Annotated in this window: 9 protein-coding genes; 7 read left to right on the forward strand and 2 right to left on the reverse strand. The window is 56.4% G+C overall.

Annotated features, from left to right (window positions below):
* The first annotated feature begins 67 nt into the window (after positions 1 to 67).
* From ABD735_RS02605 to ABD735_RS02615, 3 genes are read left to right on the forward strand one after another with little or no spacing between them, the layout of a single operon-like run.
* The gene (locus ABD735_RS02605) at positions 68 to 3,631 is read left to right on the forward strand and encodes an Ig-like domain-containing protein (RefSeq protein ID WP_344802990.1); all 3,564 of its coding nucleotides are present in this window, start codon (positions 68 to 70) and stop codon (positions 3,629 to 3,631) included.
* Positions 3,632 to 3,654: 23 nt separating this feature from the next.
* Positions 3,655 to 5,415, forward strand: coding sequence for a type I secretion system permease/ATPase (locus tag ABD735_RS02610; protein ID WP_344802992.1), 1,761 nt, complete (start codon positions 3,655 to 3,657; stop codon positions 5,413 to 5,415).
* Positions 5,408 to 6,715: an HlyD family type I secretion periplasmic adaptor subunit gene (locus tag ABD735_RS02615; protein WP_344802994.1), complete on the forward strand. Its 1,308-nt coding sequence runs from the start codon at positions 5,408 to 5,410 to the stop codon at positions 6,713 to 6,715. Before ABD735_RS02610 ends, ABD735_RS02615 begins: the two co-directional genes overlap by 8 nt.
* Before the next feature lie 6 nt (positions 6,716 to 6,721).
* On the opposite strand, the gene ABD735_RS02620 is transcribed toward ABD735_RS02615, so the two are convergent.
* Positions 6,722 to 7,717 (reverse strand): DUF2914 domain-containing protein, encoded by a 996-nt coding sequence (locus ABD735_RS02620; protein WP_344802996.1) that lies wholly within the window; start codon positions 7,715 to 7,717, stop codon positions 6,722 to 6,724.
* Between the two features lie 54 nt (positions 7,718 to 7,771).
* The gene (locus ABD735_RS02625) at positions 7,772 to 8,218 is read right to left on the reverse strand and encodes a hypothetical protein (protein WP_344802998.1); all 447 of its coding nucleotides are present in this window, start codon (positions 8,216 to 8,218) and stop codon (positions 7,772 to 7,774) included.
* Between the two features lie 477 nt (positions 8,219 to 8,695).
* Between ABD735_RS02625 and urtA the strand changes: the two genes are divergently transcribed.
* From urtA to urtD, 4 genes are all read left to right on the forward strand, one after another.
* Positions 8,696 to 9,928, forward strand: a complete 1,233-nt coding sequence (urtA, locus tag ABD735_RS02630) for an urea ABC transporter substrate-binding protein (RefSeq protein ID WP_344803778.1) — start codon at positions 8,696 to 8,698, stop codon at positions 9,926 to 9,928.
* 86 nt (positions 9,929 to 10,014) lie between these two features.
* A complete protein-coding gene (gene urtB, locus ABD735_RS02635) occupies positions 10,015 to 11,691 on the forward strand; it encodes an urea ABC transporter permease subunit UrtB (RefSeq protein ID WP_344803000.1) in 1,677 nt (558 codons plus the stop codon).
* The gene (gene urtC, locus ABD735_RS02640) at positions 11,684 to 12,850 is read left to right on the forward strand and encodes an urea ABC transporter permease subunit UrtC (protein WP_344803002.1); all 1,167 of its coding nucleotides are present in this window, start codon (positions 11,684 to 11,686) and stop codon (positions 12,848 to 12,850) included. The genes urtB and urtC overlap by 8 nt, the downstream gene beginning before the upstream one ends.
* Positions 12,847 to 13,668 (forward strand): urea ABC transporter ATP-binding protein UrtD, encoded by an 822-nt coding sequence (urtD, locus tag ABD735_RS02645; RefSeq protein WP_344803004.1) that lies wholly within the window; start codon positions 12,847 to 12,849, stop codon positions 13,666 to 13,668. Before urtC ends, urtD begins: the two co-directional genes overlap by 4 nt.
* Positions 13,669 to 13,678 lie beyond the last annotated feature (10 nt).

Consider the following 13,678-nt stretch of genomic DNA (forward strand, 5'->3'; position numbering starts at 1 on the left):
TTATAAAGATGCGTTCCAAAAAAAAATAAGCCATAAGGCATAGACCACGCGCATCCCAGGAGAAAACATGACGGACATCAACGGCAGTAATCACAGCGATCTTATTATCGGCTCTCGAAAAGACGATGAAATAGAGGGTAATGACGGCAATGATCTGATCCTCTCGGGCTCGGGTGATGACGTGGTCAATGGTGGTGCCGGGGATGATCTCATATTGAGTGGAAACGGCGACGATACCGTCGATGGCGGCTCAGGTAATGACCTGATCTCCGGTGGCAATGGTGACGATACCCTGTCGGGTGGTGATGACAGTGATGCGCTGTTCGGCGGCCGTGGCGACGACACCCTTCATGGTGATGACGGCGACGATGCACTGTTCGGAGAGCAGGGCGATGATATCCTGATTGGTGGTCGGGGCAGCGATCTCATCGACGGCAATGGCGGCTACGATGTGGCCGTATTTGCAGGCGAGCGAAGCGAGTACCGGATTGAGCAGATCGGATCTGCCTGTTTCCGTGTCACCCACCTCGCCAGCGGAGATCAGGACCTGGTGGTCGACGTGGAACAGTTTCGCTTTGACGATGGCGATATCGACCCGACTGATCCCCCCCCAGAAAATCTTGCACCAGTCGCTGTTGACGATGCCGCCGTGACCGACGAAAACACCGCGGTGACAGTAGATGTTCTGGCAAATGACACCGATCCCGATGGCGATGCCCTTACAGTATCCTCTGCGAGTGCCGCCAACGGCACTGTCGTCATCAATGCCGATGGTTCACTGACTTACACCCCGGATGCCGACTTTACCGGCGAAGACAGCATTCTCTACACCATCACCGACGGCAATGGTGGAAGCTCTGAGGCCTCAGTGGCCGTCACGGTAAATGACACCAACGCGTTGCCTGTCGCGGTCGACGACAGCGCAAGCGTTCAGGAAGAAGCTGGTCTCAGCCAGATAGGCAATGCCCTGCTGAACGATCTTGCAGGCGATGGCACCATGATCATCAGTATGGTCAATGGTGATGCCCTGAATGTGGGTGCAAGCGTTGCTGGCTCCAATGGTGGCCTGTTTGTGATGGCTGCCGATGGCTCTGTTTCTTTCGATCCAGATGGGCAGTTTGCTGCATTGAACGCGGGTGAAACGGCGACTACCAGTGTGACCTACACCATCAGCGATGAGGATGGTGACCTGAGCACAGCTACTTATACCGTTACCGTTGAAGGTCAGAATCCATCGACTGCGCCCGACGCGGCCATTGACAGTGCGGTTGTGAGCGAGGATGAATCGTCAGTCGTCTTCGAGAATGTGCTGGCGAACGATACCGATGCCGATGGTGACAGCCTGTCAGTGTCGGAAGTGGCTGGTTCATCTGCGAATGTCGGGCAGCAGATTGCCGGTAGCCAGGGCGGTTACTGGGTGCTGCAAAGTGACGGTCGGGCAGAGTTCTTCACCAATGGTGAGTTCGACTTCCTCGCCGTTGGCGAGGAGACCACAGAGACCCTGCAGTACAAGATATCCGACGGTCGAGGTGGAGAGGATTTCAGTTCGGTCACGGTCACTATTACTGGTGCCAACGACGCGCCCGTCGCCACGGACGATCTCTACGAGGTCCGGGAAGGTGAGTTCTTCGTCGCCCTGAACATCTTTACCGATAACAGACTTGTTCAGAACGATATTGATAGCGATCTCAACGATACGCTTCGAATCACTGAGGTCAATGGCCAGGTGATGACGGGCAACAGCATGACGGTCACCGGTTCGAACGGCGGGGAATTTTTGGTATACGCTGACGGTAGGGCACGACTAAGTGCAGAAACCGGCTTTGAAAACCTGGATCAGGATGAAGTCCTTCTCACACAAATCAGTTATACCGTGAGCGACAGTAACGGGGCGAGCTCGACGGCCACGGTGACTATGCAGGTCAATGGTGAGAATGTTGCCGTCATTGCCTATGATGATGCAGTGAGCACGGATGACCTGACTGCCGTGGATCTCAATGTGCTGGCCAACGACCAGAATGGTGATGCGCCTGCGGTCGTGACCGAGGTCAATGGCAGCGCCGCGCAGGTTGGCGCCGTGATTGCAGGTTCTAGCGGCGGACTCTTCGTCATCGACGCAGACGGCAATGCAGATTTCGACCCCAATGGTGAGTTCGACTATTTGCAGGAAGGAGAGAGCGCCACTACCAGCGTCACCTACACGATCAATGATAACGACGGCCAGACCTCGACGGCCACGCTGACAGTGACGGTCGACGACGCTGGTAACCAGGTACCGGTAGCGGTAGCCGACAGCGTCTCCGCGACCGAAGGCGCAAACCAGTTGTCGCTGCTCAATGCGCTGGTCAACGATATTCGAGGAGACGGAGCGTCCACAGTCGTGGCTGTCGCAGGCGGCGCCGGCAATGTTGGAGCTCCGGCTGCAGGATCGAATGGCGGAGAATTTACGATTGCAGCTGATGGCTCGGTGATATTCGACGCCAACGGCGATTTTACCTACCTGCAGGGCGGCGAAACCGCGATCACTACGGTCACCTATACCATCGCTGACGAAGACGGTGATACATCCACTGCGGTTTATCAGGTGACTGTGAACGGCGTAGCCAACCAGGCGCCACGGGCAGTCAATGATAGCGGTACGATAAACGAAGATGCGCCATCTCTGATTCTGTCCAACGTATTGCTCAACGACACCGATGCTGATCAGGATGAGCTGTTTGTCTCTGCAGTGGCCAGGAGCGCTACCAAGGTCGGCGAAGTCGTGGCTGGCACCAATGGCGGCTACTGGATACTCGAGGCTGATGGTACAGCCGAATTCTTCACTGACGGCGACTTCGACTACCTGGGTGCGGGCCAGCAGGTCACTGAACAGTTGCAATACACAGTGTCAGATGGTGCAGGCGGCAGTGCGTTCGGTAACGTGTCCGTTGTGGTGACTGGTGCCAACGATGCGCCGGTCGCCGTGGATGACTTTTATCAGGTCAACGAAGGCAGTTTTCGTTTTGCTCTGAATATTCTTACCGACTCGCGGCCGGTGGGTAACGATACCGATGCGGATGCGAACGCGATCATTCGGGTGTCCGCTGTGAATGATGTGCCGATGTCAGGCACCAGTATCACGGTCGCCGGCTCAGAGGGTGGGGCGTTCCAGATTTATGCTGATGGCCGTGCACGGTTCAGCGCCGAGACGGGATTCGATTACCTGAAGGCTGGAGAAACGGTGATCACTACGGCCGAATATACGATCACGGATGGCAGCGGGGCATTCTCCACTGCACTGATCGAACTCGAAGTCACAGGCGTCAATGATGCTGTGGTAGCCGCTGCTGATGAGGCTGCCACCGATGAGGCGACTGCCGTGAGCATACGCGTACTGGAGAACGATACTGACCTGGATGGGTACGCACTGTCGATCCTGTCGTTCGATGACAGCTCGCTGACTGGCTCAGTAGTGGCGAATGCCGATGGCAGCTTCACCTACGATCCTGCCGGTCAGTTCGACGCGCTGGCCGCAGGTGAGACGGCGACCGATACGTTTACCTACACGGTCAGCGATGGCAACGGCGGCACCAGCATGGCCACGGTCGAGGTGCTGATCAACGGCACTGACAATGACTTTCTGGCTGGTTGAGCCGGTCTTGCAGGGTCATTGATGTGAGTGCTGCAAAGGCATCACCTAGCCAGTTGAGCGCGGCCCTGTCGCGCGTCAGACGTGGCTTCCTGCCAGTGTTCGCTTTCAGCCTCGTGGTCAACGTACTGTTGTTGACCGCGCCGCTGTTCATGCTGCAGGTGTATGATCGGGTGCTATTGTCTGGTAGCCGGGAAACGCTGTTCTTTCTGTTCGGTGTCGCTGTCTTTGCGCTCCTGGTGCTGGGCCTGATCGATTCGATCAGGCAGCGACTGCTGGTCAGGGTGGCGAACCGCTTCGATGACGACCTGGGCAGCACGGTGTTCGCCGAGACGCTGCGATTTTCTCGATCGTCGCAACCTGTACATGACCTCAATACCATACGCACCTTCATCAGTTCGCCCTATACGCTTGCTCTCTTCGATGCACCCTGGATACCGCTTTTTCTCGGTCTGGTGTACCTGCTGCATCCACTACTCGGCCACATCGGTCTTGCGGGCGCGCTGTTGCTCATCGGTCTGGCGGTTCTCAATGAACTGATATCGCGTGCCGCCTATAAACAGGGAAATATGGCATTGGGACAGGCCTCCAGTTTCGCCGAACACAGTACGCGTAATCGTGAGGCGGTATTGGGCATGGGCATGGCGCCTGCGTTGTCGCGGCTGTGGCAGAAAAGACAGGGGGCAGGTTTGTCATTGCTGAGTGTCGCGGCTGAGCGCAATGCCCGTCTTTCGACATTCGCCAAGGTGATCAGGCAGTTTCTGCAGATTGCGGTGCTCGCTGCTGGTGCCTGGTTGACCATGGACAACATCACTACTGCAGGCGTCATGATTGCAGCCTCAATCATAATCGCCAGAGCACTGGCGCCGATCGAGCAGTCGATACAGGGATGGCGCACACTGGTCAGCGCCAGGCAGGCACTGCAAAGCCTCGACAATTTTCTTGAAACGGCAGACTCTCAGAAACCAGGCATGCAGCTCCCGCGTCCCCGTGGCGAGCTCGCGATCTCCAGGGCCAGTCTTTCCGCAACCATGCTCACAGGCTCCGGTCTTGCGATAAAACCGCTGCTGACAGATATTTCGCTGGCACTGCCCGCAGGCAGTTCACTAGGCGTTATTGGGCCCAGTGGCGCTGGCAAGACCTCGCTTATCAGGCTCATTCTGGGCGTGTCGTTCGCGGACTCCGGCGAGGTGCGCATAGATGGGGCGGAAATGACGCCACAACTCAGGGATCAGTTCGCCGGGTTCATGGGGTATCTGCCTCAGGACGTGGAGCTTTTCGATGGCAGCGTAGCGGAGAATATCGCCAGATTTTCTGATGCAACTCCGAATGACATCATGGAGGCCGCTCGCCTGGCTGGTGTCGAGACAATGATCCTGTCGTTGCAGGCAGGCTACGACACGCCTATCGGGCCCGCCGGTGTGCCATTGTCCGGCGGTCAGAAGCAGAGAATTGGGCTGGCGCGCGCGCTGTTCGGCAGTCCGGCCATAGTCGTGCTGGATGAACCGACCTCAAGTCTGGACGCGGAGGGGCAGCAAGCTTTCCAGTCTGCTCTCAGAGCTCTGAAAGCCCGCGGCACAACAGTCATCACGATCAGTCATCAGTCACACCTGCTCAACGAGACAGACTTCCTGGCCTTGATGGCCAACGGCAGGCTCGAACGCTTCGGGCCTACAAAAGCGCTGCTGGCTGACATGCTCAGACCGGAAGCTCGTCGTCGGTCCGAGCCAGTGATCATTCGAAAGTCTGCGTCAGTGGTGAATCTACGGGAGTCGGGTGATGAGTAAATCTGCCAGTACAACGCCGGCCCGCAGCCTGCAGGGACTGATCATCAGTGGCGTCCTCATCACTGGCATCGGATTTGGCGGCTTTCTCACGTGGGCTGCCTCGGTGCCCCTGGCCAGTGCGGTGATAGCGGAAGGTGTGGTGAAGGTTGGTTCAGAGCGGAAGCGAATCCAGCATCTGGAAGGTGGACTGGTCAAACGCATTCTGGTGCGGGAAGGGGAAATGGTCAGGGCCGGACAGATTCTGGTAACGCTGGATCAGACCTTCGCTGAGTCGGAGTATCTCCTGCTCTCACAGCAGCTCAACGCCCTGCAGGTGCGGGAAGCGGCCCTCCTTGCTGCGCAGACCGGACAGGATGCCCTGAGCTTCCCGAAGCACCTGCTTGAGCAGGCGGACCCGATCATGCAGTCCAGAATGCGTGAAACAGAAGCGCTGTTTGAGCTGGACCGAAGCACGCTCAAGGGAAAGCTGGCCATATTGGAGCAGCAGAGCCTGCAACTCGGCGATCAGATTCGTGGCATGCGTGCCGAAGTGCTTGCTGGCGAGGAGCAACTGGCTTTGATAGAAGAAGAGCTGGCCTCCCTTGAAACACTGCTGCAACGGCGCATGACTGGCAAGGCACGTTCGCTGGAACTGAAACGTGAAGCCGCCCGCGCACGAGGAGAAATCGCGAGTCTGAATACGGCTATAGCCGAGGCACGAACCAAACAGTCTGAAATTGAACTGGAGCGCGAACAGTCGCGGCAGGAGTATCGCTATGAAGCCGCCAATGAATTGCGTGAGTTACGTGGCGATATGGAGACGCTGGTTCAGCGCTTGGCCGCCAGCACCAACGTGCTTGAGCGTGTCAGCCTCGCAGCGCCCGTCGATGGTGTCGTTGTCGATCTCGCCATCCACAACATTGGTGAAGTGGTGCGGCCAGGCGATACCTTGATGGAAATCGTTCCTGCGAGAGATGAACTCGTCATCGATGCCAGGATTCGCCCACTTGACGTCGATAAGGTGAGCGGCAGACAGGCTGCTCGTGCCCGCCTCTCAGGCTATCGTCAGCATGAGATGCCGGAGCTGCAGGGTACGCTGGAGTTCGTATCTGCGGATGCACTCTTCGATGAACAGAGCGGGCAATACTACTTCGAGGCCAGAATTGTCATGGACAATGGCGCGAACCCCCTATGGGGAGAGGAGACGGTCAAACCAGGCATGCCCGCAGAAGTCTACATTCTCACCGGCGAATCGACGCCACTCCAGTATTTTGCAGAGCCTCTGCTGACGGCCTTCGATAAAGCCTGGCGCGAACAGTAAGTCAGCCTATTCGACGACTTCGAAAGTGGTCACGGCCAGCTTCTTGCCAGTCGCATCAACGATCTCCACCCGCCAGTCACCGATCATGGTCGGAATGATCTTCTTGCTGGAAGAGGCACGCATTGGTGACACCCATGGCTTGATGACGACCTGAGCGATGCGATCATCGTTCAGATACCAGTTATGAAAGAGCTCCTCACCCACATAGCCGCGCGTCTGAGTGAACATGAAGACGGTGATGAGGTCCTGCCCATTCAAGCTCACGGCATTCTTGTAGATACCGATGGGCTCGCGTTCGCGTAAACCCCTGGCGAGACTGGCTCTGGCAATCGCTTCAGACAATATCTCGGTGGTCGTCGGCTTGCCACGCTCACTGTCAACGCCTTGGGCCACAGCGGGGTCGGCATCAGTGTTGGTGTCAGCCACTTCGTCCTGCATGCCATCGACGTCAGCTGAGTCATTTCCGGAGGCTTCCTCGGTTCCGGGCGCTTCGTCAATGACCGGCGCATCGTCGACTATGACAGTGTCCGGTTCGGCAACTGTCTCTTTAGGGGCTTCACTGCCTGATGTTGCGCTGTCACCCACATCGGCTTCTGATTCGTCCCCTATGCCAGTAGATGATTCATCTAGAGTGGGCTCGAGAGCAGAGTCAGGCTCTACGCTGCCAGGCGCGTCTGCCACAGGCGCGTCTTCGACCTGTGAGGCGAAGACAGGCGCGTCGGCTGGCGTCGGTGTCATCGCGGATTGTTCATAATCGCTCAGCGCGTCATCAGTGCGACCGTTGCTTTCGTTACGCTCGGCCGCCAACTCGGCGCTGCTGCCGGGGATGACCGCTTTTGGTGCGGTGTCGAACTGACTGAAGGCCCAGAAGGCAAGGCCACCGATGATGAATATCAGCAGCAAGCCGAATAGAACGATTCGATGCCAGTAATAGACAGTCACCGTGCTTGGTGCGCTGATTCTGTCTTTGCGGTGAGCTGAAAACCCGTTCTTCTGGCTCATGAGTCTCTTTTTATATGAAGTTGGCGGAAGGCCGCAGGACCCTATCGATGGCCGCTATTTATTGCGGGCAAGATGTCTTTTGACGAGGCTGCGGTGATTTCTGGTGATCTTTTCATACTCGGTCGCCATCTCAGACGATGTCAGAATTTTCAGCAGTTTACCGTTGCTGTAGAGTCTATACGATCTGTCCTTGATCGCCGCAACTTCTAGAGGCGTATCGTTCACGGCGTAAAAGGCCTCCTGATAGTGTCTGATCAGATCGAGGTCGCGTCGTATGGAGTACAGCGCTTCAAGCATGTTTGACGCATATATGCCCGATTGAATCGAGGTGCCCGGCTTGTTGACGATATCACCGAATGGCGTGATGCCGAACGGAGCCATTGGGCTGACGTCGTCTTTAGCCAGCTCCTGATACTCAATATCTCCCTCAAGGTCGGTAATCGGAATCCGGTTTCCGAAATAATCGATTAAGCTGATACCTACTAATTGTGCCGAAACCATACACATACTTCTCCCATGTCGGCGCAATGGTACATTATTCGGTCTTCAGAGTTTAAGACCTTACTCATATTTTATCCGCTTCCCGAAGTGCGTGTCGAAAAGTAGATGGACGATGTGCGTTCATACCGTGTCGCACCATTCCGGTGCACTGGTACCTTGCCATACCACCTTGAGATCAAATCTGGTGCACGAATGCTGGCGATCTTTGAGGGGGGCATCTGATAGTTCCCCCTGCCACCCACGGATTCGCTAGTAAACAGGCGTGAATTGGGCGGAAGTGATGGCCTGGCACGCTCTGTGCTAAATCCCTCCTGCGTTACGCGACAAGATTGCCAAATAACGGCCCCAACCCAGAGAAGCACACTTCAATAAATGCTCCGTAGGCCAGGGATCAATCACACAGAAGACACAGGTACTTTCATGAACAAGGCACAACGATTCTTTGCACCACTGACGCTTGCTTTCACGACTTCTCTGATGGCGGGCGGTGCGCTGGCTGAAGAGACCATCAAGGTCGGTATCCTGCACTCACTCTCCGGCACGATGGCCATTAGTGAAACGACGCTGAAAGACACCATGCTCATGCTCATCGACGAGCAGAACAAGAAGGGTGGCGTGCTTGGCAAGAAGCTCGAAGCCGTGGTGGTCGATCCAGCATCGGATTGGCCACTGTTCGCTGAGAAGGCCCGTGATTTGATTTCGAAGGAAAAGGTGGCTGCGGTATTCGGCTGCTGGACCTCGGTCTCACGGAAGTCGGTGTTACCGGTCTTCGAGGAACTCAATAGTCTTCTGTTCTATCCCGTTCAGTATGAAGGTGAAGAATCCTCCCGCAACGTGTTTTACACCGGCGCTGCGCCAAACCAGCAGGCGATTCCTGCGGTCGACTACCTGATGAATGATCTCGGTGTCGAGCGCTGGGTACTGGCCGGTACAGACTATGTCTACCCGCGGACGACCAACAAGGTGCTGGAGGCCTACCTCAAGGGTAAGGGCGTGAACGCCGAAGACATCATGATCAACTACACGCCTTTCGGACATTCCGACTGGCAGAGCATCGTATCGGACATCAAGAAGTTCGGTGATGCCGGCAAGAAGACCGCCGTGGTATCCACTATCAATGGTGATGCCAACGTGCCTTTCTACAAGGAGCTCGGTAACCAGGGCATCAGCGCCGAAGATATCCCAGTCGTGGCCTTCTCGGTTGGCGAGGAAGAACTCTCTGGTATCGACACCAAGCCTCTCGTCGGTCATCTCGCGGCCTGGAACTATTTCCAGAGTGTCGAATCTGACGTTAACACCCAGTTCATCGACTCCTGGAAGAAGTTCATCAAGAACACTGATCGTGTGACCAACGATCCGATGGAAGCCCATTACATCGGCTTCAACATGTGGATCGAAGCCGTCAAGAAAGCCCAGACGACTGAAACAGATGCCGTCATCGACGCGATGGTTGGAGTGGCGGTGCCTAACCTCACTGGTGGCTACTCGGCAATGATGCCTAACCACCACATCACCAAACCGGTCCTCATTGGCGAAATACAGGACGACGGCCAGTTCCAGGTTGTCTGGGAGACTTCCGGTCTTGTCGCGGGTGATGCCTGGTCTGACTTCCTGCCTGACAGCAAGGACCTCATCGCTGACTGGAGGAAGCCAATGTCTTGCGGTAACTACAACGTCAAGACCGGCAAGTGTTCAGGTCAGAATTTCTGATTCCGGATCGCGCTGTCTGAAAATCATCCGGGCGCTCACGTCCGGGTGATTTTTTTTGTCTCTGACTCGATAGGCTCCTTATGAAAATGAACAAGTCCGGAGGGAGGCTGCACTGGCTGCTAGCCCTCCAGGCCGTGATATTGATGCTGCTCGCATCGAGCCCTCATGTGTTTGCTGATGAGGCCCTTGATCAGGCCGTCCTGAAATTGCAGTCTCCCAAGCTGATGGAGGTGAGGCAGGCCTTACCCTTGTTGAAGGATAGCGAATCGGAAGTAGCCGATGAACTGCTAGCGGCGCTACTGACCAGTGACCTGTACCGCAGCAGAGCCGACGACCGTCTGGTGGTCATGGGCGCAACGATGCCGGGCGGCGTCGAAGTGCGACGACTGGACATGGCAACAGAGCCACCCGGGCTGACTGAGCCTGAAATTGCCAAAAAGGGAGATTTCAGGCGAGTCGCCACCAACAACGCCATGCGGCGACAGATTCGTACGCTGATTGCGACTCGCAGTCTGCAACACAAGGAGGTATCCAGACGCCTCAATGCTGTCAATCAGATATTCGACAAGCTTGACGAAGATAATGTCGAACTTATCCAGTCCGCTTTCGCCGGGGAAGACAATGCAGAGGTGAAGGCGCTGATGCAGCAGGCTCTGCAACTCTTCAGGCTGCAGACCGGAGCGCTCGGCGATCAGCTCGAAGCCGCGCAGAATCTGCAGGACAGTCTGCAACCTGCCGTCGTCAACGAGTTCCGCAGTCTCAGACGTGAGTTGACCGATATTGCTGATACCAGGCCGCTAACAGCGCAGGAGAAGCTGTTGCAGAGAGCTGCCAGCGACGGCATCAGAAAGGTCGAAGAAAAGGCTGAATTCTATTCCAAAGTCGAGAATCTCTTTTTCGGCCTGAGCCTTGGCTCCGTGCTGGTATTGGCGGCCATTGGTCTGGCAGTGACCTTCGGAGTAATGGGTGTCATCAACATGGCCCACGGCGAATTGATCATGCTGGGCGCCTATACGACCTTCGTCATCCAGCAACTCATGCCGCAGCAGGTCGGGCTGGCATTGCTCCTCTCCATTCCCTGTGCATTTGTCGTTTCCGCTGTGGTCGGCATGCTGATCGAGCGCGGCGTGATTCGCTTCCTTTACGGACGGCCGCTCGAGACCCTGCTGGCGACCTTCGGTGTGAGTCTCATATTGCAGCAGGCGGTGCGCTCGATATTTTCGCCGCTCAATAGAGCTGTAGAGTCTCCGGACTGGATGCATGGTGTCTGGCAGATCAACCCCATTTTCTCGATCACCTACAACAGACTGTTCATCATCTTTTTCTCACTCATGGTGTTCTTTGCCCTGTTGCTGGTGCTGAAGAAGACGTCACTGGGACTGAGGGTGCGGGCGGTCTCACAGAATCGTGCCATGGCACAGGCCATGGGTGTGCGTTCGGCCTGGGTCGACTGCACCACCTTCGGCCTTGGGTCGGGGATTGCCGGCATTGCCGGTGTAGCCCTGAGTCAGCTGACCAACGTCGGGCCCAATCTGGGGCAGAGTTATATTATCGACTCATTCATGGTGGTCGTGTTCGGTGGTGTCGGCAATCTCTGGGGAACCCTCGTCGCAGGACTCAGTCTCGGTGTGGCCAACAAATTCCTCGAACCCTTCAGCGGCGCCGTTCTGGCAAAGATACTGGTGCTGATCTTCATCATATTGTTCATCCAGAAGCGACCACGCGGTCTGTTTCCGCAAAAAGGGAGAGCCGTCGATGGCTGAGCTCAATCCGGCCAGATTTGCCGGTACACACAGAAAGGCAGTCTTCGATGCAGGCACCAACTGGTTCCTTGGTGTTCTGTTCGCGGCCACCCTGCTGGTCACCCTGGCAAACCAGCTGCTCCCCCCAGATAGCCCCTTTCACGTGGCGACCTTCACCGTCACCCTGCTAGGCAAGTACCTGACACTGGCTTTGCTTGCTGTGGCGGTCGACTTCGTCTGGGGCTATATGGGCATTCTCAGTCTTGGTCATGGTGCCTTCTTCGGGCTTGGCGGCTATGCCATGGGGATGTACCTCATGCGTCAGATCGGCGATCGCGGCGTCTATGGCCATCCGGAGCTCCCGGACTTCATGGTCTTCCTGAACTGGAGTGAACTGCCCTGGTTCTGGCAGGGCTTCGATCAGTTCTGGTTTGCAGCGCTAATGATCCTGCTGGTGCCTGGCACCTTGGCCTTTGTTTTTGGCTGGCTGGCGTTCCGCTCGCGGGTCAGTGGTGTATATCTATCAATTATCACCCAGGCGTTGACCTACGCTTTGATGCTGGCCTTCTTCCGCAACGAGATGGGCTTCGGCGGCAATAACGGGCTGACGGATTTCAAAGACCTCCTTGGCTTCGATCTGCAATCGGACGATACCAGGATAGGGCTCTTCATCACCTCGGCGATTGCGCTGTCGCTGGGTTACCTGCTGTGCAAGTGGATCACGGTCACCCGCTTCGGGCGCGTGATGCTGGCCGTTCGTGATGCCGAGAACCGTACACGATTCAGTGGCTACAAGGTCGAGCATGTACAGCTGGTAGTCTTCGTGCTGTCGGCCATGATCGCCGGTGTGGCAGGCGCGCTCTATGTGCCTCAGGTGGGCATCATCAACCCTGGTGAGTTCTCCCCACTGAATTCCATAGAAATCGTCGTCTGGGTCGCGATCGGCGGCAGGGCGACGTTGTATGGCGCTGTCATTGGCGCGCTACTGGTCAACTTCAGCAAGACCTGGTTTACCGGCGTGATGCCGGAAGTGTGGCTGTTTGCGCTGGGTGGTCTGTTCGTGTTCGTCACTATCGTACTGCCGCAGGGTATATCCGGACTGTTCCGTCACCTGAAAAAGAAGCAGGGCGACCCGCCGATAGGGCCTGATGCTCCAGTTCACAGGGAGGCGACAGCATGAGCTTGATCAATTCGATTCGACAGCGCGATCGCGTGTTCGATTTTCTTGCACCCCAGGGGGCAGGAGACCTTGATACCCGCAAGGGCTACATTCTCTACATGGAAGATGTTTCCGTCAGCTTCGATGGCTTCAAGGCCATCAATAATCTGAACCTGTATATCAGGGAAGGTGAGTTGCGTTGCATCATTGGCCCCAACGGGGCTGGCAAGACTACGATGATGGATATCATCACTGGCAAGACCCAGCCTGACTCAGGCAGTGTCTGGTTCGGTCAGAGTATGGACCTGCTGAAGATGAAAGAGCCTGAAATCGCTAACGCGGGTATCGGCCGCAAGTTCCAGAAGCCGACGGTTTTCGAGGCCCTGACGGTTTTCGAGAATCTGTGGCTCGCGCTTGGCGGGCAGCGCAGTATTCCTCGCTTGTTCAACCGCAAGCTGAGTGCCGAACAGCTGGCGCGCATGGATGAAGTCATCAATCTCATCGGCCTTTCGGATCTGCAGTCGTCGCTCGCGGGTACGCTTTCGCATGGACAGAAACAATGGCTGGAGATCGGCATGCTGCTGATGCAGAACCCTAAAATGCTCCTGGTCGATGAACCGGTAGCTGGCATGACCCATCAGGAAATGGACAAGACTGCAGAGCTGCTCAAAGGTCTCGCCGGGCGGCATACCGTGGTCGTTGTGGAGCACGACATGGAGTTCATTCGCAGTATCGCGCAGACCGTTACGGTGCTGCATCAGGGCAGTATTCTCAAGGAGGGCAGCATGGACCAGGTGCAATCGGATCCGAAAGTTCGGGAGGTGTATCTTGGGGCCTGAAGCGACCACT

It is taken from the genome of Allohahella marinimesophila (genome assembly GCF_039538005.1).
GTDB lineage: Bacteria > Pseudomonadota > Gammaproteobacteria > Pseudomonadales > Oleiphilaceae > Allohahella > Allohahella marinimesophila.

What these genes read in the sequence shown, in the direction of transcription:
- ABD735_RS02605 (WP_344802990.1), top strand. Translation starts at nt 68, where the DNA reads ATGACGGACATCAACGGCAGTAATCACAGCGATCTTATTATCGGCTCT.
- ABD735_RS02615 (WP_344802994.1), top strand. Translation starts at nt 5,408, where the DNA reads ATGAGTAAATCTGCCAGTACAACGCCGGCCCGCAGCCTGCAGGGACTG.
- ABD735_RS02620 (WP_344802996.1), bottom strand. Translation starts at nt 7,717, where the DNA reads ATGAGCCAGAAGAACGGGTTTTCAGCTCACCGCAAAGACAGAATCAGC.
- ABD735_RS02625 (WP_344802998.1), bottom strand. Translation starts at nt 8,218, where the DNA reads ATGGTTTCGGCACAATTAGTAGGTATCAGCTTAATCGATTATTTCGGA.
- urtA (WP_344803778.1), top strand. Translation starts at nt 8,696, where the DNA reads ATGGCGGGCGGTGCGCTGGCTGAAGAGACCATCAAGGTCGGTATCCTG.
- urtB (WP_344803000.1), top strand. Translation starts at nt 10,015, where the DNA reads ATGAACAAGTCCGGAGGGAGGCTGCACTGGCTGCTAGCCCTCCAGGCC.
- urtC (WP_344803002.1), top strand. Translation starts at nt 11,684, where the DNA reads ATGGCTGAGCTCAATCCGGCCAGATTTGCCGGTACACACAGAAAGGCA.
- urtD (WP_344803004.1), top strand. Translation starts at nt 12,847, where the DNA reads ATGAGCTTGATCAATTCGATTCGACAGCGCGATCGCGTGTTCGATTTT.